This window comes from Duganella sp. AC237 (assembly GCF_979254035.1).
The window spans coordinates 1,221,634-1,242,365 of the sequence record NZ_CEEDEW010000003.1 but is presented as its reverse complement, the minus strand read 5'-3'; the positions used below and the strand labels follow the sequence as shown (position 1 = coordinate 1,242,365).

Here is a 20,732-nt window from a genome sequence, read left to right as displayed (position 1 = left end):
CGTGGCCGCGAAGAACCCATGATCGAATTCCAGGGCCTGTCCAAAACCTACGGCGGCTTCGACGCCGTCAAGCCGCTGTCGATGACCGTCCGGCGCGGCGAAGTGTTCGGCTTCCTCGGTCCCAACGGCGCCGGCAAGACCACCACCATCCGCATGATGATGGGCATCCTGGTGCCGAGCGGCGGCAAGGTGCTCATCGACGGCCTCGATTGCCACGCCGACGCGACCGAAGTTAAACGCTGCGTGGGCTACCTGCCCGACACGCCGATCTTCTACGACTACCTGCGCGGGCGCGAGATCCTGCAATTCGTCGGCGAAATGCACGGCTATTCGCGCGCCGAGGCGGCCGGGCGCAGCGCGCGCCTGATCGCCGAATTCGGCCTGCAGGAAGCCGGCGAGGACTACGCCGTCAACTACTCGCTGGGCATGAAGAAGCGCCTCGGCCTGGCCTGCGCGATGATCCACGAACCGGCGGTGCTGATCCTCGATGAACCGATCAACGGCCTCGATCCGCGCGCCTCGCGCGAAGTGCAGGAGCGCCTGCTGGCTGCCGCCGCGCAAGGCGTCACCATCTTCGTCTCCACCCACCTGCTGGACATGGCCGAGAAGCTGTGCGACCGGGTCGGCATCATCCATCGCGGCGAGCTGGCGGCCACCGGCACGCTCGACGAGATCCGCGCCAAGGCCGCCACCAGCGGGTCGCTCGAAGACGTCTTCCTGAAAATCACCGACGAAGCCGGCGCAGAGACTCCGCAATGATGCGGCAACCGACGGCGGCGCGCGCCATTTGGCTGATGGCGAAAATGCGCCTGACGCGCCAGGCCAACCAGATCATGGCCAGCGCCATGTTCAGCCGCTTCAAAAAGAAGAAAGCGCGCGACGGCATCGCCGCCAAGCGCGGCAACATGTGGATACTGACGCTGGTGGTGGCGTTGCTGTTTTCGTTCTCGTTCGGCAGCCTGGCGCGCACGGTGATCGTCAACATGCAGTGCCGGCTGGTCGAGGCCAGCGCCTGCCAGAGCGTGGATAAGCAGGGGCGGCGGCATGTGGACGTCGAGATCGCGGCCGACGAACTGCACGCGGCGCCGTTCGATTCCACGCTGCTCAACGGGCTGACAATGGAGCTGACCATCCTGTTCGCGGTCGCCGTGCTGCTCCCGCTGGGCAGCAAGGAAATGGCGCAGCCGGACTGGGATCTCGAATGGCTGGTGACCTTGCCGATCAAGCGCTCCACCTTGTTGTGGGGACGGCTGCTCGAACGCAGCGCCAGCAACAGCGCCGGCATCGTCGCCCTCACCGCGCCGTATGTGATGATCGCCTGGTACTCCGGCTTCAAATGGGCCGCGCTGCCGATCGCGCTGCTGGCGACCGCGCTGCTGCTGCCGCTGGCGGCGCTGCTGCATACGCTGGCCGACACCGGCCTGCGCATGTGGCTCCCGGCGTCGCAGCTGCGCAATCTGCAGGCGGTTGCCTCGCTGTTCAATATGCCCCTGATTTATCTGGTCATGGCGCTCGGCATGCCGCGTGCCGACGGCTTCGCGATGGAATGGGCGGGGGCATTCCCGTCGTGGATGATCTGGACGCCGCCAGGCGTGGCGCTTCAGGCGATACAGGCGCAGACGTTGGCGCAGTTCGCATCCGCCGCCGCGCTGCTGCTGGCGCAACTGGCCGTATTGTTGTGGAGCGGCGTGGCGCTGATGCGCTACCAGCTGCGCAACGGCGTGGTCGGTTCCAGCTCGCGCGAAAGCACGCGGGGCAAGCGCGTCGCCGTCAAGGCGCCAGCCGGCGCGTTGTCCGCGGTCGGCTCGCTGCTGTCGACGATCCAGCGCCGCGAGCTGCGTCTACTGAGCCGCGACCGCAACTTCCTGGTGCAAACGCTGCTGCTGCCGGTCATCATCGTCGGTAGCCAGGTGGTGTTCAACGGTACGCTGAAGAGCATGGGAGAAATCGGCCAGCACCACACCCTGGCCGCCGCGATCGCGTTCGGCATCGGCGTGTATGTGCTGATGCTGTCGGCCTTTCAGACGCTGAACAACGAAGGCCACGTCCTTTGGTTGCTATACACGGTGCCGCGCCCGATGGAGAGCGTATTGAAGGAAAAGGCCAAGCTGTGGGGCGTGCTGGCGCTGACCTACCCGCTGATTGTGCTGGTCTTCACCGCCATGCATACCGACGTGTGGGACTGGCGCGCGCTGGTCCTGGCGTTGACGGTGCTCGCCGGTATCCCGATCTACTCGATGATCGCCGTCTCGCTCGGCGTCTTCGCCTGCGACCCGACGGCGGTGGAAGTGCGCACCCGCGTGCGGCCGACCTATGCCTATCTGTACATGCTGCTGGCGAGCTTTTACACCTGGTCGATCTACAGCGACAACTGGGCGCAAAAACTGATCACGATGGTGCTGACGGCGTCCTTCGCGCTGGCCCTGTGGCAGAAGGCGCGCGACGCCCTGCCCTACCTGCTCGATCCGGCCGCGGCGCCGCCGGCACGCGTATCGACCTCGGACGGCTTGATCGCCGCCACCGCTTTCTTCATCATGCAGGGCATCCTGGTGCTGGTGCTCGCCGATGACGCCAAGGCGCCGGGGCTGGATGTCATCACGCTGGCCTTCGGTTTGTCCGGCCTGGTGGTCTATGCGCTGGTGCGGCTGATCTACTGGCGCAGCAAAACGGCAAACGTACCGGTGATCTGGCGCGGCATCCGGCTCGGCGCATCGCTGCGGGATGCGGCCATCGCCATCGCCGTCAGCTGCGCCGTCGCTTTTGCATATCTTTACGCGCTCAAGCACTCGTCGCTGGCGGCGCATCTGCCGGCATTGCCGCCGGCCGCCGACACGCGCCTGTGGCTGTTCGCGCTCACCGTGCTGGCGGCGCCACTGTGCGAGGAGTTCATCTTCCGTGGTTTGATTTTCGGCGGCCTGCGACGCTCGATGCCGGCCGCGCAGGCGATCGTCATCAGCGCCGCCGTTTTCGCGGCGGTGCATCCGGCGTTATCGCTGTTGCCGGTGTTTGTGGTGGGATTGTGCACGGCTTGGGTATATGAGCGCAGCAAGACGCTGCTGGCGCCGATGCTGGTGCACGCGGCTTACAATGCCGCGATGGTCGCGATCCAGTTGTAAATCCGGGCGAAAGCGGTGGTGGCAGGAATTGACTGTTTAATGGCATTTCGCCAGACATCCCATCTTCGATAATTCCTGACCAACCACCGTCAGGGACTGTCATGCGCACTTTGTTTGTACTCATCCTGCTGATTGGCCGAGTGGCCGTCGCCGGGGAAATCGCCCCCTACCAAAACCGCTTCGACCGCGCCAAACCGGTCGTCGCCGTCATCGCCGAAAACCACGGCACCGAATTGACCGACTTCGTCATCCCCTACGGCGTCATCGCCCGTTCCGGTTCCGCCGAACTGGTCGCGGTGGCCACGCAGGCCGGCCCGGTGAGGATGCTTCCCGCGCTGAAGATCAATCCACAGGCGACGATCGAAGAATTCGACACCCGCTTCCCGGACGGCGCGGACTATCTGATCGTGCCGGCCGTCGCGAAGTCCAGCGATCCCGTTTTGCTGGCGTGGGTCGCGGCGCAAGGCGCCAAGGGTGCCACCGTGGTCAGTATCTGCGACGGCGCGCTGGTGGTGGCCAACAGCGGCTTGTTCAAGGGACGGCGCGCCACCGGGCACTGGGCCACGGAATCCTACCGAAAGGAGCACTACCCGGATACGCAATGGATCAACAACGTCCGCTACGTGGCCGACGGCAAAATGGTTTCCAGCGCCGGCGTCAGCGCCGCCTTGCCCACCGCGCTGGCACTGGTCGAAGCCATCGCCGGGCGTGAGCGGGCCGGCGACGTGGCGCGCCAGGTCGCCGGCGGCGACTGGAGCACGGCGCACGACAGCGACATGTTCAAGCCGCGCCTCGGCGCCAACCTGGGCGCCTACATCACCGGCTACACCAATCAGTGGTTCCATCCGGTCGACCAGCTAGGCCTGCCGGTGGCGGCGGGCGTCGACGAAATCGCGCTGGCCTATACCGCCGATGCCTGGTCGCGCAGCAAGCGTAGCCGCGTGTACGCGGTCGCGGCGAGCACGGAGGACGGGGCGGCGCTGCTTACCCTGCACGGCCTGACGCTGCTGCCCGACGGCGAGGGTATCGACGGCTTGCGGATGCTGCCGCCCCTGTCGACCGCCACCCCGCCCGGCAGATCGCTGGACGAGTCGCTGGACGCAATCGCCACGCGATATGGATCAAACACCGCCAAGCTGGTCGCCCTTGAATTCGAATACGCCCGCGCGACCGTCCCCTAGCCGCGCAAGCACGATAAACTGGCAGGTATGAACATGACCATCTCAAGACAAACACTGCGCGTCGTGCTGCTGGCCTACGACGACATGAACCTGCTTGACCTGTGCGGCCCCCTGCAGGCGCTGGCGACCGCCAGCAAGCGCCATCCGGGCGATGGACCCGCCCTGTACGAAACCCTCGTCGCTTCCGCCGACGGGGGCCTGATCACCACCAGCGCCGGATTGCCGGTGGCGACGGTGTCCATCGCCACGCTCGACGGCGTCGCCATCGACACCCTGATCGTTCCCGGCGGCTGCAAGGGCCAGGAATTCAACGCCTCGCCGGCGCTGGTGAACTGGATCGTGCGGCGGGCGCCGCTGGTGCGGCGGCTTTGCTCCGTCTGCACCGGCGCGTTTTTGCTGGCCGCCGCCGGCCAGCTCGAAGGCCGGCGCGCGGCGACGCATTGGGAATGGGTGGACCGCTTGCGCGAGCGCCATCCGCGCGTCGACGTCGACGCCGACAAGATTTTCGTCAAGGATGGTTCGATATGGACCTCGGCGGGCGTCAGCGCCGGCATCGACCTGACGCTGGCGCTGATCGAGGAGGATTACGGCCACCATATCGCCATCGAAACGGCGCGCCAGCTGGTAGTGTTCATGAAACGCACCGGCGGACAATCGCAATTCAGCGTGCCGCTGGCGGCGCAGTCGCATGAGGGCGGACGTTTCGACGCGCTGCACGCCTGGGTCGCCACTCACCTGCGCGAGACCTTGACGGTGGAACGCCTCGCCGAGCAAGCCGGCATGTCGGCGCGCACCTTTGCACGGACCTACGCCGCCCAGCTGGGACGCACGCCGGCAAAGATGGTGGAAGCGATGCGGCTGGAAGCCGCCTGCCGCGCGCTGGAGAAAACCGCGCTGCCTTTGAAGACGATCGCGGCCAACACGGGCTATGTGGAAGAGCAGAATTTGCGCCGCGTGTTCCAGCGCCAGCTGGGTGTGAGTCCCGGCCAATACCGCGACCGTTTTTCAGCCTGCGCCGTTTAACAATGCTGCAAAGGTACTCCGTCCCCCGTGAAACGCTGGCTAACTGTCCAAATACGGCGCCAGTATCTGTTCGGCCCATTCCATGAAAACGCCTACCCTGCGCGTCAGGTTCTGGCGATGGGCCACCACAAACGATATCGGCAGGGGTTCAGGCCGCAGCTCCGGCAGCACCTCCACCAATTCGCCGCGCGCCAGATACTCCGTCAGGCTCGAGAATACGGCCTGGATCAATCCCAGCCCGGCCAGCCCCGCCGCGTGGTAGGTCTGCACGCTGTTGACGCTCACGGAGCCGGCCAGCGCCAGCGTTTCGTAGCCGCCGCCATCGGCCTGCGGATACTCCCATCCAAATGGCCGGCTTCCCAAAGTCGGCGCGTAGTGGACCATGCGATGGCCTTGGGCCAGCAGATCATGTAGCGTGCGGGGTACGCCCTGGCGTCGAAGGTAGTCCGGGCTGGCGACATTCACCATGCGCAGTGCCCCGATCCGGCGCGCCACCAGGGTCTCATCGACAATGGGGCCGATGCGTATCGCGCAGTCCATCCCTTCCTGAATCAAATCGATACGCCGGTCTGTGCTCGATATCTCCAGCTGGACGTGCGGATAGGCGGCCATGAACGAAGGAAGCGCGGGCACGATGGTGCCTCGGGCTAATTCTGTCGGCAAGTCGACGCGCAGGCGTCCGCGCATCGTCGCATCGCTTGCCGCAAACATCGCGTCCAGTTCCTCGGCGTCTGCCAGCAATGCCCGCGCACGGGTGTAGAACATGCGCCCGTCCTCGGTGAGCTGGACGCTGCGCGTCGACCGGTGCAACAGCCGCACCCCCACCGACGCCTCGATACGACGAACGACGTTCGACGCCCTGCCCTTTTGAATGCCCAGGCTTTGCGCCGCGTTGGTGAAGCTGGCCATTTCCGCGATGCGCACGAAGATGGCGAGGGACTCGAGATCCTGCATTGTGTCTTTTTGGAGTAACGATGGGTTTTGATTGGCGTACTTTATCGCAAAAGTCGACACGGGCATAGTCAAGTCTTCGGGAGCGGACGGCCGCTCCCATGCAAACTGGAGGCGTTATGCGCTACAACCAACTTGGCAGTACGGGGCTGTTCGTGTCGGAGCTGTGCCTAGGCACGATGACCTTCGGTCCGGCCGGACAGCAAGGGCTTTACCACGATATCGCAGGCATGGACCAGACGACGGCCGACGCCATCGTCGAACGCTGCCTGAGGGCCGGCGTGAACTTCTTCGACACCGCCGACGTGTACACCCATGGCCAGTCCGAGCGCATGCTGGGGCGTGCGTTCAAGAACCTTGGGGTGGCGCGCAAGGACGTGGTCATCGCCACCAAGGTGTTCAACCCGTCGGGCAGCGGACCGAATGATCGCGGCGCCTCGCGCGCCCACATCATGGATGCTGTCGAAGCAAGCCTGGAGCGTTTGCAGATCGATTACATCGATCTCTATCAAGTCCACGCGAACGATCCGGTGACCCCGTTGGAGGAGACGCTGCGCGCGTTCGATGATCTCGTCTCGCGCGGCCTGGTGCGCTACATCGGCGCCTCGAACTGGCCGGCCTGGCGTCTGGCGAAAGCCCAAGGCATCGCCCAGCAGCGGGGCTTTGCGCGCTTTGAGACATTGCAGGCCTACTACTCCATCGCGGGCCGCGACCTGGAGCGAGAGATCGCTCCCATGCTGGTCGAAGAAAAAGTAGGCCTGATGGTCTGGTCGCCGCTCGCTGGCGGCCTGCTGTCCGGTAAATTCGGCCCCGGGGCAGCGAGCCAAGGACGACGCGCGACCTTCGACTTTCCGCCCGTCGACAGGGATCGTGCCTGGGCGTGCGTGGCTGCGATGCGGCCCATCGCGGAAAAACACGGCGCGAGCGTGGCCGCCGTGGCGCTGGTCTACGTGCTGACCAAACCCTTCGTCACGTCCGTCATCACCGGCGCCAAGGGGCTCGACCAGCTGGAACAGAACCTGGCCGCCGTCGAACTTCAGCTCGACGAAGACGACCTTGCGGCGCTCGATGCCGCCGGGGCGCTGCCGCCGGAGTATCCGGGGTGGATGCTTGAGCGCACCGCTCCCACCCGAATGCCCGCAGGTTCGCAGCAAACGCCGGGCGGCTCGGCCGGTGGAGGCGCGCTATGAGAACGTTTGCGTTGCGTACCTGGCTAAGCTGGGGTCTTGTCGCCTTTTTCGTATTTGCAGGCGTGCTGAATATCGTGGCGCCGGTGTCGCTGCAAGAAGACTATGCGCGATGGGGCTATCCAACCTGGTTCCATTTCGCCACCGGCGCGCTTGAGCTGACGAGCGCCTTGCTGCAAAGCCGCCGCGCCACATCGTGGGCGGGCCTCACCCTCGGCATGCTGATCATGGCGTCGGCCGTCGCCACCCTCTCCCTGCACCGCGAGTGGACACACGCAGTGTTCCCCGCGCTGATCCTGGCCGCCCTGACCTTCACGCTGATCGCGCGATCCAGGCGGCTCAAAACCGGTGCCATGGCCAATGGCACATCACCATCACACTAAGGGCTCTATCATGAACGTTACCTCCCCGGCTTTACAAGGCGTCGTCATCTTCCATTCCGGCTACGGCCACACAAAACGGATGGCGGACGCCGTCGCGCAGGGCGCGCAGGCAAGTCTGCTGCAAATCGGTGCCGACGGCAGCTTGCCCGACGAGGACTGGGCCGCCATCGAGACGGCGCACTTCATCATCCTTGGATCGCCGACCTATATGGGAGGACCAAGCTGGCAGTTCAAGAAATTCGCCGACGACTCTTCCAAGCCGTGGTTCGCGGACCAATGGAAGGACAAGATTTTCGGCGGATTCACCAACAGCGCCAGCGTCAATGGCGACAAGCTGGCGACACTGCAGTATTTCACGCTGCTCGCCGCGCAGCACCGTGGCATTTGGGTCGGCGTCGGCGTGAAGTCGTCCAATACCAAAGCGTCCCAACGGGACGACATCAATCGCATGGGATCTTTTTTGGGACCGATGGCGCAAACGCCGGCCGACGCTACGCCCGAAGAGATGTCCCCGGGAGACCTGGAGACCGCGCGGCAGTATGGCGCACGCGTCGCTGAAATCGCCGGCCTGTTCCTGTCGGCGTCGTCGGCGCAGATCGCATAACCGCCGGCGTTGAGCGGCGGTCGATACGCAAGGCCGTCTCCGGGCTTGCGTGTCCGATCAGTCCTGGTAGCGCGGACCGACGGCGGCGAAGCCACCGCCCTGATACACGGTCGCCAGATCGTCCGCTGCCGGATACACGCCGGTGTCCGGGAACTTGTCGGAGAACTGCACCGAGCTATCTTTCGGCACATAGCCCAGGTGCGCGGCCTTGCTGTTGTCCCACCAGCTGGCCGGGTTGGCCGAGGCGCCGAACAAAATCGTATGGCCGACGCGCGGCGTGAACAGCGAGCAGCGCAGCGCCTCTTCCAGATCGTCGTAGCTCAACCAGGTCACCAGCATGCGCGGATTGGCCGGCTCCGGGAAGGAGGAACCGATGCGCAGGCAGACCGTTTCCAGGCCGGTGCGGTCGTAGTAGTAGCGCGACAGCGACTCGCCGAAGCACTTGCTGACGCCATAGAAGCTGTCCGGGCGGGTCGGGCTGTCGGCGTCGATGTAATCGGTCCACTTGTAGTAGCCGATGGTGTGGTTAGAGCTGGCGAAGATGATGCGCTTGGTGCCCTGCTTGTGCGCCGCCTCGTACAGGTTGTAGGTGCCGAGGATATTCGCCTGCATGATGTTTTCAAACGTGTTCTCGGTCGAGATGCCGCCGAAGTGCAGTACCGCCTCCACGCCCTCCAGCAGCTTCATGACGGCTGCCTTGTCGGCCAGGTCGCACTGGATGATTTCCTCGCCCTCGCGCGCTTCGCCCATGTCGGCGATATCGGACAGCACCACCACATCGGCCCAAGGCTTGATGCGCTCGCGCAGGACTTTACCCAGGCCGCCGGCGGCGCCGGTCAGCAGCAATCGTTTGAATGGCTTGCTCATTGTTGTTTGTCTCTCGTTCGGTTTTTATTGAAAAGTGATCGTTGAGGGTAAAGCGCGGACGCCAATCAGGCGTCAGGTCACCGGCGCCGGGTTGAACAGCACAAGCGCGTTATGCAGCTTCCACTTCTCGGCCCAGGTTTCGCGGCCGCTGGCCACGTCCAGCACCAGCTGGAACATCTCCCAGCCGACATCGGCGATGGTGGCCTCGCCGCTGGCGATGCGGCCGGCGTTGATGTCCATCAGATCGTGCCAGCGGTTGGCCAGGTCGTTGCGGGTGGCGACCTTGATCACCGGGACTTCCGCCAGGCCGTACGGGGTGCCGCGGCCGGTGGTGAAGATATGGACGTTCATGCCGGCGGCCAGCTGCAAGGTGCCGCAAATGAAATCGCTGGCCGGCGTGGCGGCGTAGATCAAGCCTTTTTGCGTCAGCTTCTCGCCCGGCGACAGCACGCCGGAAATGGCGCTGCTGCCGGATTTGACGATCGAGCCCATGGCCTTCTCGACGATGTTGGACAGGCCGCCCTTCTTGTTGCCCGGCGTGGTGTTGGCGCTACGGTCTACGCCGCCGCGCTGCAGGTAGTTGTCGTACCAGGCCATCTCGCGGATCATCGCGTCGGCCACTTCCGGCGTCGCCGCGCGCGACGTCAACTGGTCGATGCCGTCGCGGACCTCGGTGGTTTCGGAGAACATCACGGTGGCGCCGGCACGCACCAGCAGATCGGTGGCGAAACCGACTGCCGGATTGGCGGTCACGCCGGAGAAGGCGTCGCTGCCGCCGCACTGCACGCCGACCACCAGCTCGGAGGCCGGCACGGTCTCGCGCTGGCGCTTGTTCAGGTTGACCAGGTTGGCCTCGGCCTGCCTCATGATCGAGTCGATCATCGACATGAAGCCGACGTGCTGCGCGTCCTGCAGGCACACCAGCGCCGGCTCGGTGCCGCCGCCGTTCTGGATCGGGATCGAACCCTTGGGGAACAGGCGCGTCGGCTGCAGCTTCTCGCAACCGAGGCTGACGACCATGGCCTGTCCGCCGAAGTTCGGATTGAGTGTGATGTTGCGCAAGGTGCGGATCGGGATCATCGCGCCCGGCGCGTCGATCGCCACGCCGCAGCCGTAGGTATGCTCCAGGCCCACCACGTCGTCGACGTTCGGATACTTGGGCAGCAGTTCTTCCTTGATGCGCTTGACGGCGAATTCCACCACGCCCGATACGCATTGCACCGTGGTGGTGATGGCCAGGATGTTGCGCGTGCCGACGCTGCCGTCCGGATTGCGGAAGCCCTGGAAGGTGTAGCCCTCGAGCGGTTCGGCCGGTGGCTGCAAACGGGTCGAAATCGGCAGGTTGACCAGTTCGCGCGCGTCCGGCATCTGCACATTCTGCTCGTTGAGCCAACTGCCGGCCGGCAGGTCGTCGGCGGCGAAGCCGATGGTGACGTTGTAGCGGATCACGGCCTCGCCCTTGGCGACGTCGCGCAACGCGACCTTGTGGCCTTGCGGGACCGCTTCCAGCAAGGTCAAGCCGCTGTCGAACACCGCGCCGGCGGGCAGGCCGCCGTCGTTGACAACGATGGCGACGTTGTCGTTGTCATGCATGAGGATGTAGCGCGGCGTGGCGGCGCTAGTCGGTGGCATCATTCTGGCTTCCTTTCCGGGAGTCTCTGCCCGGCTAACGTTGTTTTTTGGTAGCATAAATTGGTCAGACCAATTTGCATATTGGCCGGCCAGCGTTCTGTGTGTATCCGGGGCGCCACAACCTTACAGCCCTGATTCTACCGTGTTTTTAGAGGTTCTTCATCTGGAAAACACGGTCGGAAAGCGGTTACCTGACGAATTTAGTATGACAGCTAAAAATAAATTTGGCTAGTCCACGTTGCCCTTTTGGTCAGACCACCTTAGAATGGCCTGACCAGATGGCCATATCAAAAACGCCACGACCATAACATTAAGAGACAAGAACGATGCTGAAGAGAACTTTAGCGGCCAATGACGGCACCACTCCGGAGACGCGCTTATACCGTCTCGTGGCCGACCGTATCCAGGAACTGATCCGCGACGAACACATCGCCCCCGGCGAGCGCCTGCCGTCGGAACGCGACCTGGCGACCAAGCTCAGCGTCAGCCGCGCCTCGCTGCGCGAAGCGCTGATCGCGCTGGAACTGGGCGGTGTGATCGAGGTGCGCGGCGGCTCCGGCGTCTACGTCAGCGAGCGCCCCACCCCGGCCGACCTGCCCGAAGCCGGCCCAGGTCCGTTCGAAGTACTGTCCGCGCGCCGCCTGATCGAATCGGAAATCGCCGCCATCGCCGCCCGCGTCGCCACCGACAGCGCGATCGACGCCATCCTCAAGGCGGTCGTCGAGATGGAACAGAACCACTCCAACTATTCAAGCAACGAAGCGGCCGACCGCAACTTCCATATCGCTATCGCGCGCGCCACCGGCAACAGCGCGCTGGTGGGATCCCTCGATTACCTGTGGGACCAGCGCGGCCGCCTGTGGCACAAGCTCAAAGAACACTTCCAGACCGAGGAACTGCGCCAGGAAACGCTGAAGGACCACCGCCGCATCCTGGAGGCGATCGCCGCCCACGATCCGGCGGCCGCGCGCAAGGCGATGCGCGCCCACCTGGAACGCGTCACGCGCACCTTCTCGCGCGGTTGACCACCAAAGATTTGCAGTACCCGCAGTAAAGCAGGAGCGGCCTCGAAGCCGCCCGCTAAAAAAAGTAATCAAGTTATTGACCGTTTGCGACCCCGGACTGTGCCCGCACAGCGCCCCTCGTCTCAACGGCACGGAGTACGCGAGGTGCTCCACACACGTTCAATGCCGCCTCGGCGGTTAAGCGTTTAACTTTATTCAAAAAACGAAGGAGACTAGAATGTACAAGCCCGAGCAACCGGTCCAAAGCCGCTCCGCACAACCAAGGCTGATGTTGTCGGCCATTACCCTGGCCGTGCTGACGCTGGCCAACCAGACCGCCGCGCTGGCGCAGGAAGCCGAGGCGCCGATGCAGCGCGTCGAGGTGACCGGTTCGAGCATCAAACGCCTGGCCACCGAGGCCTCGCTGCCGGTCAGCACCGTCAAGGCCGAAGACCTGGTCAAGCAGGGCATGACCACGCTGGCCGACCTGATGATGGCGCTGCCGCAATCGGCTTCGCTGGCGCCGTCCAACGCCGGCTCGGGCACCAACATCAATCTGCGCGGCCTGGGCGTGAACCGCACCCTGGTGCTGTTGAACGGCCGCCGCCTGGCCAACGAGGCGATCGCCGACGGCTACGCCAACCTGGATGTGATTCCAATGAGCGCGATCGCGCGCGTCGAGATCCTGCGCGACGGCGCCTCGTCGATCTACGGCTCCGACGCCATCGGCGGCGTGGTCAACTTCATCACCCGCACGCAGTACGAGGGCCTGGAAGCGACCTTGCAGCACGTGGAAGTGGGCCGTCGCGGCGGCGGCGAAGAGGAACGCGGCACCCTGACCTGGGGTAAGGGCAATCTGGAACGCGACGGCTGGAGCGTTTGGGGCACGGTCGACGCGCACAAGCGCTCGGCCCTGGCCGCGAGCGACCGCGCCAGTCTGAGCTCCCCGGAGCTGCTGACCAGCATCGGCCGTTCGCCATCGCTGGGCACCGGCGGCAACGCCACCCCGGCCAACTTCACCACCGCCACCAACCGCACCGCGCGCAATCCGTACGCCGCCACCGGCTGCGTGGCCCCGTACTCGCTGCCGGGCCGCTCCAACACCTGCGTGCTCGACGCGAGCGCCTACGGCAACGCGCTGTATGAAAACCAGCAGGTGACGTTCTACGCCCGCGCCTCGAAAAAACTCGGCGAAGACCATGTCGTCTCGATCGACTACTCGCGCGGCGAAGAGCACATCATCGGCACCCGCAATCCGACCAATGCGCTGGCGGTCAACGGCGTCCAGCCGCAACTGCCGTCGACCAGCAAATGGTATCCGGGTAACAGCGGCGGCGTGCCGGCGATGTCGGGCCTGAACGGCGCCACCCTGATCCCCACCTGGGCCGTCGCCGACTACGGCGCCGCCGCCACCAAGGACGTGCAGCTGAACCAGCGCGTGGCCATCACCGCCGAAGGCACCATCAAGGGCTGGGACTACAAGACCGGCCTGGTGGTCGGCATCTCGAATCGCGACAACTACTACGACAACGGCTACTTCACCGGCCAGGGCCTGCTCGACGGCCTGCGCAACGGCCAGCTCAATCCATTCGGCCTGCAGGACGCGGCCGGCCGCGCCTATCTGGAAAGCATCAACGTCGACGGCCAGAAGAACCGCGAATCGAAGAGCACCTACAAGGGCGTCGATTTCACCGCCAGCCGCGCCGTGATGGAACTGGGCGGCGGCGACCTGGCGCTGGCCGTCGGCACGAGCTTCAGCCGCGACACCAACGAGGACACGCGCCTCGACATCGTGCGCCAGGTGACCTATGCCAACGCCAGCCCGTCGCACGGCGAAGGTGGCCGCAACGTCGCCGCGCTGTTCGCCGAGCTGGATATGCCGTTCACCAAAAAGCTGAATGTCAACGTCGCCGTACGCGACGACCATTTCAGCGACTTCGGCAACACCATCAATCCGAAGGTCAGCTTCCGCTACGAGGCGACCAAGCAGCTGATGTTCCGCGGCTCGGCCAACACCGGCTTCCGCGCTCCAACGCTGTTCGACCGCTACGGCTACCGCCTGCCCGGCGCCACCGGCCTGACCTCGGCGCGCTGGGACGATCCGGTGCTGTGCCCTGGTGGCCGTCCAGGCGTGGCCGGCACCGGTACCGCACTGCCGGGCTACGTCTCGGCCAACGTCTGCAACGTGCAGCTTCCTAAACAGACCGGCAGCAACGCCGACGTCCAGCCGGAAAAATCGAAGGGCTTCACGCTGGGTACCGTGTTCGAGCCGACCGCCACCTCGATGGTGTCGATCGACTACTGGAACATCCGCATGACCGACATGCTGGCGAATCTGCCGGAACAGGTCTTCTTCCTCGACCCGACCAAGTACGCGTCGGACTTCGTGCGCAACCCGGACGGCACCATCAACTTCATCCGCAACACCATCATGAATTTGGGGGACAGAAGGCGGCCGGTATCGACATCTCGGCATCGTACGCTTTCCCTCGTACCTCGTTCGGCGACTTCAAGGTATCGATCGACGGCACCTACCTGACGAAGTTCGACAACCAGCTTGACAACGGCAGCCCGTACGTATCGAACGTCGGCCGCTTCGGCCTGGCGTCGAACGGCACCACCAGCAGCTTCCCGATCGTCACCTATCGCTGGAAGCACGTGGCCAAGTTCAACTGGGCGATGGGCAACTGGAACAGCACCCTGACCCAGAACTACAATTCGAAGTACGAAGACCAGAACCTGGTGGCGCAGCAGTACTGGCGCGACATCAACTCGTACAAGAACTGGCAGTGGACGACCACCTACACCGGCTTCAAAAACCTGTCGCTCACCGCCGGCATCACCAATCTGTTCGATGCCAAGCCGCCGGTCACCAACAGCAGCCTGTATAGCAATGGTTATCTGAGCAGCGCCGCCAGCCCGATCGGCCGCGCCTTCAACTTCCGCGCCACCTACAAGTTCTATTAATAGACCCTGATGATGTCGATGGATGCTTGATCAACGGCGCCGGACCGCAGCGATTGCGGCCGGCGCCTTTTTTTATTCGAGAAGCCCATGAAACTCCCGACCAGCTTTTTCGCCGCCATCGCCTTGTCGATGTGCGCCCACTCAGCCCAAGCCGCCGACCCCGCGCCGCCACCACCGGCCAAGCCGGTGCGCGTCATCCTCGTCGGCGATTCGACGATGGCCAACAACAGCGGCTACGGCGACGCCTTCTGCGCCCGCGTGCAACGTTCGAACACCTGCATCAACCTGGCCCGGGGCGGTCGCAGCTCGGGCAGCTTCCGCGCCGAGGGCCGCTGGGACGAGGTCGAGGGACTGCTGCGCGGCAGCGCCGCCTATCGCGCCACCTATGTGCTGATCCAGTTCGGCCATAACGACCAGCCGGGAAAACCCGGCCGCTCGACCGATCTCAAAACCGAATTCCCGGTCAATATGGCCCGCTACGCGCAGGAAGTGAAAGCGCTCGGCGGCTTTCCCGTGCTGGTCACGCCGCTGACGCGCCGTACTTTCAAGGACAACGTCCTGGAGAACAATCTGCAGCCATGGGCCGACGTGATCCGCGCCACCGCCGCCGCCCAGCGTGTGCCGCTGCTGGACCTCAACGCCGACAGCTACGCCGCCGTGCAGGCGATGGGCCAGGACGAAGCCGACACGCTGGCGATGGCCCCGCGTCCTGAGAAAACCGCCGAAGCCGCACCGGCACCGGCCGCCGGCAAGGTGGAAGTCGCCGGCGCCGCCAAATCCGCCTTCGACCGCACCCACGTCGGCCCGAAAGGCGCCGCGTTTTTCTCCAACATGGTGGTGGAGGAGATGAAGCGCGCCGTGCCGGAAAGCGCGGGCATGTTCAAGCGCGAGGGCGAACAGTGAAGCTGGGGCATTCGGTTTTTGCCGCCGCAGCGCTGATGGTTGCCAGCGGCGCGTGGGCGCGGCAGCCGCAGGCCGTGGCCTCGAGCACCCGCCCACAACTGAGCGCCGCGCAAGCCAGACAATTCGCTTACGGCGAAGTGCTCAAGTACGTCGGCGCCGCCGGCAAGGAAATCGTCGATCCCTGGGACCCGCTGGCCGATCCGCTGGCCAGGGGCGCCGCGTTCACGCCCGACTACATCGTCGACCATGCCGCGAAGGCGGACGGCGTCAGAACATTCAACACCATCCAGCAGGCGGTCGACCGCGCGGTGCTCGACAGCGCCACGCATCCGGCCAAGCGCCTGTACATGCTGGTCAAACCCGGCACCTATCATGAGCTGGTGTATGTCCCCGCCAACACCGCGCCGCTGACGATGTATGGCGACGGCAAGGACCCCGCCGCCACCAAAGTCACCGCCAAACTGGACGCCTCGGTGACCGGCGCCGCCTACGCCGCGCAATACGGCGCGCAGTTCGCCAAAGCGGCGCCGGACGCGCAGGCGATGTACGCGACGATCAAGGACCGCGCGGTCATCGGCACCTTCGGCACCGCCACCGTCTGGGTACAAAACAACGGCTTCCAGGCGCGCAACCTGACATTCGAAAACGGCTACAACAAGGACATCGGCAATGCCAGGGCGGAATCGCTCCCGAACGTCAACAACGTGCACCACCAGGCCCTGGCGTTGCAGGTGGACGGCGCGGACAAGGCGCAATTCGAGAACATCCGCCTGATCGGCTTCCAGGACACGCTGTACCTCAAGTCGCCGCGCATCGGCAGCACTTCGCGCAGCTTCTTCAACAAGTCCTATATCGAAGGCGACGTCGATTTCATTTTCGGCGACAGCACCGCCTACTTTTACCAAACCGAGATCAAATCGATCGGCGACCGTGGCCTGTCGTATGTCGCGGCGCCGGACACGCATTTGAAAACCAAATACGGCTTCGTCTTCGACAACTGCCGCTTCACGCACGACGGCTCGGCCAACGCGCGGCGAGGCACGTTCTACCTGCTGCGCCAGTGGTTCCACAGCTCCCGCTGCACGCCGTACGCACCGGTGCCGGTCGAGGGTTATGCCTGCCTTCTGGGCGATACCAACGGCTACCAGGCGCCGACCGGCACCATCGCCCGCGTATCCCTGGAGGCGGTCGGCAAGATGGCCGTGCTCAATTCGCGCATCGGCGCCCATATCAACCGCGGCAAGCCGTGGTCGGACTGGAACAAGCCAGGTGCCCTGTCTTACCGTCCGGCGCAATACAACTCGGACGACTACTGGAACAATTTGATCAAGGCCGGCATCGACCCGGTCAGGGATCTCGGCTACAACGCAAAACCTACTCCCGCCGATATCTTCATCGGTGAATTCAACAATCAGGACGAATAAGGAATACAGCATGTCTATCAATACCCAGCGCCGCAGTTTGATGAAAGCCCTGCCGGCCGCCGGCCTGACGCTCGGCCTTCCCGTTACCGCCAGCGCCGCTACCGCGCCCGATCCATGGCTGCAGGCGCAGGCGATCGTCGACCACGTCTCCAGGCCGCTCAAGTTCCGCAAACAGGATTTCGACATCACCGCCTACGGCGCCAAGACCTGCAAGCTGTCCAAGGTCAAGGCCTGGATCTCGTTCGAGGAACAGGACACCATCGACACCCCGGTGGCCGGATCGCCCGACTGCTACGCCGCCATCCGCGACGCCATCAAGGCCTGCAGCGAAGCCGGCGGCGGCCGCGTCGTCATCCCGGCCGGCGACTGGTACTGCGCCGGGCCGATCGTGCTGCTGTCGAACGTGAACGTGCACTTGAGCGCAAAGGCCCACGTCTACTTCAGCCACAAGCCGGAGGACTACGTCAAGTACGGCGACATCGATTGCGGCAAGCATGGCAAGCTGTCGATCTCGCGCTGGCAGAGCAACGACGTGCTGAATTACTCGTCGATGATCTACGCCTACAACCAGCACAACATCGCGCTGACCGGCGACGACTGGACCAGCACCCTGGACGGCCAGGGCGGCGTGCCGTTCAACGACGACGGCGACTGCTGGTGGACCTGGAAGGGCAAGCAAAAAACCATCAACTCCATTGGCCAGGGCACCACGCCCAACTTCAAGGCCGGCAAAATGTCGGAGAATACGGAGAACCCGCTCAACGCCATGTCGCTGGCGACGGTCGCGCCTAACCTGACCGAGGCCGAACGCCTGCTGATCCAGGGTGAAGGCCAGCGCTGGCGCGCCGACGCGCAGTATCTCCCGGCGTTGTCCGAAGCGGGCGTGCCGCTGTCGAAGCGCGTGTTCGGCGTCGGCCACTATCTGCGTCCGCCGATGATCCAGCTGATCGGCTGCACCAACGTGCTGCTGCAGGGTTATCACGTGACGCGCACGCCGTTCTGGATGCACCACCCGGTCCACTGCCGCAATATCGTCATCCGCAAGGTGCACTGCGAAAGCCATGGCCCCAACAGCGACGGCTTCGATCCGGAAGCCTGCGACCACGTGCTGGTCGATGGCTGCACCTTCGACACCGGCGACGACTGCATCGCCATCAAGGCCGGCAAGGACCTGGACACGCAATTCGGCCCCTCGCAAAACATCGTGATCCAGAACTGCATCATGCACAGCGGCCATGGCGGCGTGACCCTGGGCAGCGAGATGGCCGGCGGCATCCAGAACGTGTTCGCGCAAAAGCTGGTGTTCGAAAACGCCAACTGGAAGACCAACCCGCTCAACACCGCGATCCGCATGAAGACCAACATGAATCGCGGCGGCTACCTGCGCAATTTCTACGTGCGCGATTGCACGGTACCGAATGGCGTGCAGCTGTCGCCATCGTTCTACGCGTCGCTGCCAGGGTCGCCGATCCAGTCGAAGACCGTGGCGACGGCGGCCGGCGCCATCGTCACCTTCGATTGCGACTACACGCCGATCAGCGACAACGTGCGTACCCGCCCGCCGGTGGTGTCGAACATCCATATCTCCAACATCAAGGTCGGCAACGTGACCAAGGATGGCAAGACCGCGTCGTGCTTCCAGGCGATCGTGATACTGGGACCTGTAGCGTCGGACTACAACGGTCCGGGCCCGATGCCGCCGGTGGTGCCGGTGACCGACGTGACCATCACCGACTGCGATTTCGGCGCCCCGGTCAACGCCGCGCAGCCTTGGTTCCTGTACAACGTCAAAGGCCTGACCTTGAAAAACGTCACCATCGGCGGCAAGGTCCACAACACCACGCTCAACGCCTGAGGATAGCCATGGCAATCGACCGGCGCGCTGTACTAAGGAGGCTGCCGGCGCTGCTGGCCGCCATGACGTTGCCGGCCGCCGTGGCGCCCGCCCTGGCGCTGGAAGTGGCGCCACTGGCCTCACCAGCCAGCGGCGCGCGCAACGTCAATCCGGATACCCACCTGGTGCTGCGTTTCACGCAGCCGCCGGTGCTCGGCAAGTCCGGCCGCATCCGCATTTACGATGCGGCGGACGACCGGCTTGTCGATACGCTGGACCTGGCCATTCCGGCCGGTCCGACCGAACGCACCAAGCTGCCGGCCGCGCCATATCTGGCAACGCCCTACCCTTATCCGGACGGGCCGCGCCGCACCAATGCCAACACCAGGGCGGGCAAGCCTTCGGCCGGCGCCGAGCCCACGCCGGACAGCTACCAGTTGACCATCATCGGGGGCTTTACGGACGGCTTCCACTTCCATCCCGTGATCGTCAGGGGGAACACCGCGACCATCTACCCGCATCACAATCTGCTTGAATACGGCAAGCGCTATTACGTGCAGATCGATCCGGGCGTGATCGTCGGCTTCAAGGGCATCAGCGGAAAGAAGGCATGGGGTTTTAGCACCAAGGCCAGGCCGCCCCGCCCGGACATCGAACGCGTGACGGTCAACCCCGATGGCAGCGGCGATTTCAATACCGTGCAAGGCGCGTTGGACTTCGTTCCGGACCATCCCGCGCGGCGCACCACGATCTTCGTGCACAACGGCGACTACGAGGAGATCGTCTATTTCCGGCGCAAGTCGAACCTGACGATCGAGGGCGAGCATCGCAGCAAGGTGCGGGTCCACTATGCCAACAACGAGATATTCAATCCGCATCGGGCCAATATCAGCACCAACGAGGCGCCCGGTACTTTTCCGTCCCGCCGCGCGGCCTTCGCCGCCGACAACGTCAAAGGCGTCCATCTAAAGAACATGACGCTGCAGACGACATTGGAGGGGCAGGCGGAAGGCTTGCTGATCACGGGTGAGGAGAACATGGTCAGCGACGTCACCGTCATCGGCTCCGGCGACGCGTTGCAGGTCAACGGCAGCACCTATCTCGAGGGCGTGAAGATCGTCGGTCACGGCGATACCATACTCGGACGCGGGCCCGCCTTCTTCCGTCGATGCGAGATTGAATCGCGTGGGCCGTTTATGTGGATACGCAACACGTCCGCCAACCATGGGAATGTGTTCGTCGATTGCCGCTTCAGCGCGATTGGCGATGGGCTGCAGCACCTTGCCCGCTCGCCGGTCAACAAGGGCAAGGGTTATCCGCATGCGGAGGCGGTGCTGATCAACGCCACGTTGAGCGGCGTGAGTCCGCAAGGCTGGGGCGAGATCGGCGGCGACGCTTCCAACGTGCGCTTCTGGGAATACAACAGCCGCAATGTGGATGGCACGCCGGTCGATGTGAGCAAGCGCCATCCGGCGTCGCGTCAACTGACGATGGAGCGGGATGCGGAGCTGATCAATAACTACAGCACCCCGTCGTGGGTGTTGGGCGGCTGGGCGCCGCCAACAACAGACGGGCCCGTGTCCGAATGACAGACTTGACCCCGATCTGACCGTGCAGAACCGTACCGACACACTGCAAGGTTGGTGTGTAACATCA

17 protein-coding genes are annotated in these 20,732 nt (G+C 64.4%); 14 read left to right on the top strand and 3 right to left on the bottom strand.

The genetic code is table 11. The features are described 5' to 3' along the window. Positions 1–18 precede the first annotated feature (18 nt). The 4 genes from AC0IYS_RS05995 to AC0IYS_RS05980 all read left to right on the top strand — a co-directional run bounded on the left by AC0IYS_RS05995 (position 19) and on the right by AC0IYS_RS05980 (position 5,320). Complete coding sequence (locus AC0IYS_RS05995; protein ID WP_471704315.1) at positions 19–759, top strand: ABC transporter ATP-binding protein; 741 nt, start codon at positions 19–21, stop codon at positions 757–759. Further along, positions 756–3,116 (top strand): lysostaphin resistance A-like protein, encoded by a 2,361-nt coding sequence (locus AC0IYS_RS05990; RefSeq protein WP_471704314.1) that lies wholly within the window; start codon positions 756–758, stop codon positions 3,114–3,116. The genes AC0IYS_RS05995 and AC0IYS_RS05990 overlap by 4 nt, the downstream gene beginning before the upstream one ends. A 101-nt stretch (positions 3,117–3,217) precedes the next feature. Beyond that, on the top strand, positions 3,218–4,297 hold the full coding sequence (locus tag AC0IYS_RS05985; RefSeq protein WP_471704313.1) for a DJ-1/PfpI family protein: 1,080 nt from the start codon (positions 3,218–3,220) through the stop codon (positions 4,295–4,297). 33 nt (positions 4,298–4,330) lie between these two features. After that, a complete protein-coding gene (locus AC0IYS_RS05980; RefSeq protein ID WP_471704312.1) occupies positions 4,331–5,320 on the top strand; it encodes a GlxA family transcriptional regulator in 990 nt (329 codons plus the stop codon). 39 nt (positions 5,321–5,359) lie between these two features. Here AC0IYS_RS05980 and AC0IYS_RS05975 read toward each other — a convergent pair whose 3' ends face one another. Continuing rightward, positions 5,360–6,274: a LysR family transcriptional regulator gene (locus AC0IYS_RS05975; RefSeq protein WP_471704311.1), complete on the bottom strand. Its 915-nt coding sequence runs from the start codon at positions 6,272–6,274 to the stop codon at positions 5,360–5,362. Between the two features lie 116 nt (positions 6,275–6,390). Here AC0IYS_RS05975 and AC0IYS_RS05970 point away from each other — a divergent pair, with 116 nt between their 5' ends. The 3 genes from AC0IYS_RS05970 to AC0IYS_RS05960 are packed head-to-tail and all read left to right on the top strand — an operon-like array spanning position 6,391 to position 8,445. Further along, positions 6,391–7,461 (top strand): aldo/keto reductase, encoded by a 1,071-nt coding sequence (locus AC0IYS_RS05970; RefSeq protein ID WP_471704310.1) that lies wholly within the window; start codon positions 6,391–6,393, stop codon positions 7,459–7,461. After that, complete coding sequence (locus AC0IYS_RS05965; protein ID WP_471704309.1) at positions 7,458–7,841, top strand: DoxX family protein; 384 nt, start codon at positions 7,458–7,460, stop codon at positions 7,839–7,841. Before AC0IYS_RS05970 ends, AC0IYS_RS05965 begins: the two co-directional genes overlap by 4 nt. Before the next feature lie 10 nt (positions 7,842–7,851). Next, complete coding sequence (locus AC0IYS_RS05960; RefSeq protein ID WP_471704308.1) at positions 7,852–8,445, top strand: flavodoxin family protein; 594 nt, start codon at positions 7,852–7,854, stop codon at positions 8,443–8,445. Positions 8,446–8,502: 57 nt separating this feature from the next. Here AC0IYS_RS05960 and AC0IYS_RS05955 read toward each other — a convergent pair whose 3' ends face one another. Next, positions 8,503–9,312, bottom strand: coding sequence for an NAD-dependent epimerase/dehydratase family protein (locus tag AC0IYS_RS05955; protein ID WP_471704307.1), 810 nt, complete (start codon positions 9,310–9,312; stop codon positions 8,503–8,505). 72 nt (positions 9,313–9,384) lie between these two features. Beyond that, positions 9,385–10,947, bottom strand: coding sequence for a galactarate dehydratase (gene garD, locus AC0IYS_RS05950; RefSeq protein ID WP_471704306.1), 1,563 nt, complete (start codon positions 10,945–10,947; stop codon positions 9,385–9,387). 323 nt (positions 10,948–11,270) lie between these two features. Here garD and AC0IYS_RS05945 point away from each other — a divergent pair, with 323 nt between their 5' ends. The 7 genes from AC0IYS_RS05945 (at position 11,271) to AC0IYS_RS05915 (ending at position 20,665) form a co-directional block, all read left to right on the top strand. Then, positions 11,271–11,969, top strand: a complete 699-nt coding sequence (locus AC0IYS_RS05945; protein WP_471704305.1) for a FadR/GntR family transcriptional regulator — start codon at positions 11,271–11,273, stop codon at positions 11,967–11,969. A gap of 217 nt (positions 11,970–12,186) precedes the next feature. Further along, on the top strand, positions 12,187–14,487 hold the full coding sequence (locus AC0IYS_RS05940) for a TonB-dependent receptor plug domain-containing protein (RefSeq protein ID WP_471704304.1): 2,301 nt from the start codon (positions 12,187–12,189) through the stop codon (positions 14,485–14,487). A gap of 119 nt (positions 14,488–14,606) precedes the next feature. Then, a complete protein-coding gene (locus AC0IYS_RS05935) occupies positions 14,607–14,915 on the top strand; it encodes a hypothetical protein (RefSeq protein ID WP_471704303.1) in 309 nt (102 codons plus the stop codon). Between the two features lie 87 nt (positions 14,916–15,002). Further along, the gene (locus tag AC0IYS_RS05930) at positions 15,003–15,818 is read left to right on the top strand and encodes a rhamnogalacturonan acetylesterase (protein WP_471704302.1); all 816 of its coding nucleotides are present in this window, start codon (positions 15,003–15,005) and stop codon (positions 15,816–15,818) included. Positions 15,819–15,853: 35 nt separating this feature from the next. Beyond that, complete coding sequence (locus AC0IYS_RS05925) at positions 15,854–17,242, top strand: pectinesterase family protein (RefSeq protein ID WP_471704301.1); 1,389 nt, start codon at positions 15,854–15,856, stop codon at positions 17,240–17,242. Positions 17,243–17,252: 10 nt separating this feature from the next. Further along, complete coding sequence (locus AC0IYS_RS05920; RefSeq protein WP_471704300.1) at positions 17,253–19,097, top strand: glycoside hydrolase family 28 protein; 1,845 nt, start codon at positions 17,253–17,255, stop codon at positions 19,095–19,097. Between the two features lie 8 nt (positions 19,098–19,105). Next, positions 19,106–20,665 carry a pectinesterase family protein gene (locus AC0IYS_RS05915; RefSeq protein WP_471704299.1) on the top strand — a complete coding sequence of 520 codons (1,560 nt, stop codon included), beginning with the start codon at positions 19,106–19,108 and terminating at the stop codon, positions 20,663–20,665. The last annotated feature ends 67 nt before the right edge of the window (positions 20,666–20,732 follow it).

What these genes read in the sequence shown, in the direction of transcription:
- AC0IYS_RS05960 (WP_471704308.1), top strand. Translation starts at nt 7,852, where the DNA reads ATGAACGTTACCTCCCCGGCTTTACAAGGCGTCGTCATCTTCCATTCC.
- AC0IYS_RS05990 (WP_471704314.1), top strand. Translation starts at nt 756, where the DNA reads ATGATGCGGCAACCGACGGCGGCGCGCGCCATTTGGCTGATGGCGAAA.
- AC0IYS_RS05940 (WP_471704304.1), top strand. Translation starts at nt 12,187, where the DNA reads ATGTACAAGCCCGAGCAACCGGTCCAAAGCCGCTCCGCACAACCAAGG.
- AC0IYS_RS05970 (WP_471704310.1), top strand. Translation starts at nt 6,391, where the DNA reads ATGCGCTACAACCAACTTGGCAGTACGGGGCTGTTCGTGTCGGAGCTG.
- AC0IYS_RS05925 (WP_471704301.1), top strand. Translation starts at nt 15,854, where the DNA reads ATGGTTGCCAGCGGCGCGTGGGCGCGGCAGCCGCAGGCCGTGGCCTCG.
- AC0IYS_RS05955 (WP_471704307.1), bottom strand. Translation starts at nt 9,312, where the DNA reads ATGAGCAAGCCATTCAAACGATTGCTGCTGACCGGCGCCGCCGGCGGC.
- AC0IYS_RS05945 (WP_471704305.1), top strand. Translation starts at nt 11,271, where the DNA reads ATGCTGAAGAGAACTTTAGCGGCCAATGACGGCACCACTCCGGAGACG.
- AC0IYS_RS05985 (WP_471704313.1), top strand. Translation starts at nt 3,218, where the DNA reads ATGCGCACTTTGTTTGTACTCATCCTGCTGATTGGCCGAGTGGCCGTC.
- AC0IYS_RS05995 (WP_471704315.1), top strand. Translation starts at nt 19, where the DNA reads ATGATCGAATTCCAGGGCCTGTCCAAAACCTACGGCGGCTTCGACGCC.
- AC0IYS_RS05965 (WP_471704309.1), top strand. Translation starts at nt 7,458, where the DNA reads ATGAGAACGTTTGCGTTGCGTACCTGGCTAAGCTGGGGTCTTGTCGCC.
- AC0IYS_RS05915 (WP_471704299.1), top strand. Translation starts at nt 19,106, where the DNA reads ATGGCAATCGACCGGCGCGCTGTACTAAGGAGGCTGCCGGCGCTGCTG.
- garD (WP_471704306.1), bottom strand. Translation starts at nt 10,947, where the DNA reads ATGATGCCACCGACTAGCGCCGCCACGCCGCGCTACATCCTCATGCAT.
- AC0IYS_RS05975 (WP_471704311.1), bottom strand. Translation starts at nt 6,274, where the DNA reads ATGCAGGATCTCGAGTCCCTCGCCATCTTCGTGCGCATCGCGGAAATG.
- AC0IYS_RS05920 (WP_471704300.1), top strand. Translation starts at nt 17,253, where the DNA reads ATGTCTATCAATACCCAGCGCCGCAGTTTGATGAAAGCCCTGCCGGCC.
- AC0IYS_RS05980 (WP_471704312.1), top strand. Translation starts at nt 4,331, where the DNA reads ATGACCATCTCAAGACAAACACTGCGCGTCGTGCTGCTGGCCTACGAC.
- AC0IYS_RS05930 (WP_471704302.1), top strand. Translation starts at nt 15,003, where the DNA reads ATGAAACTCCCGACCAGCTTTTTCGCCGCCATCGCCTTGTCGATGTGC.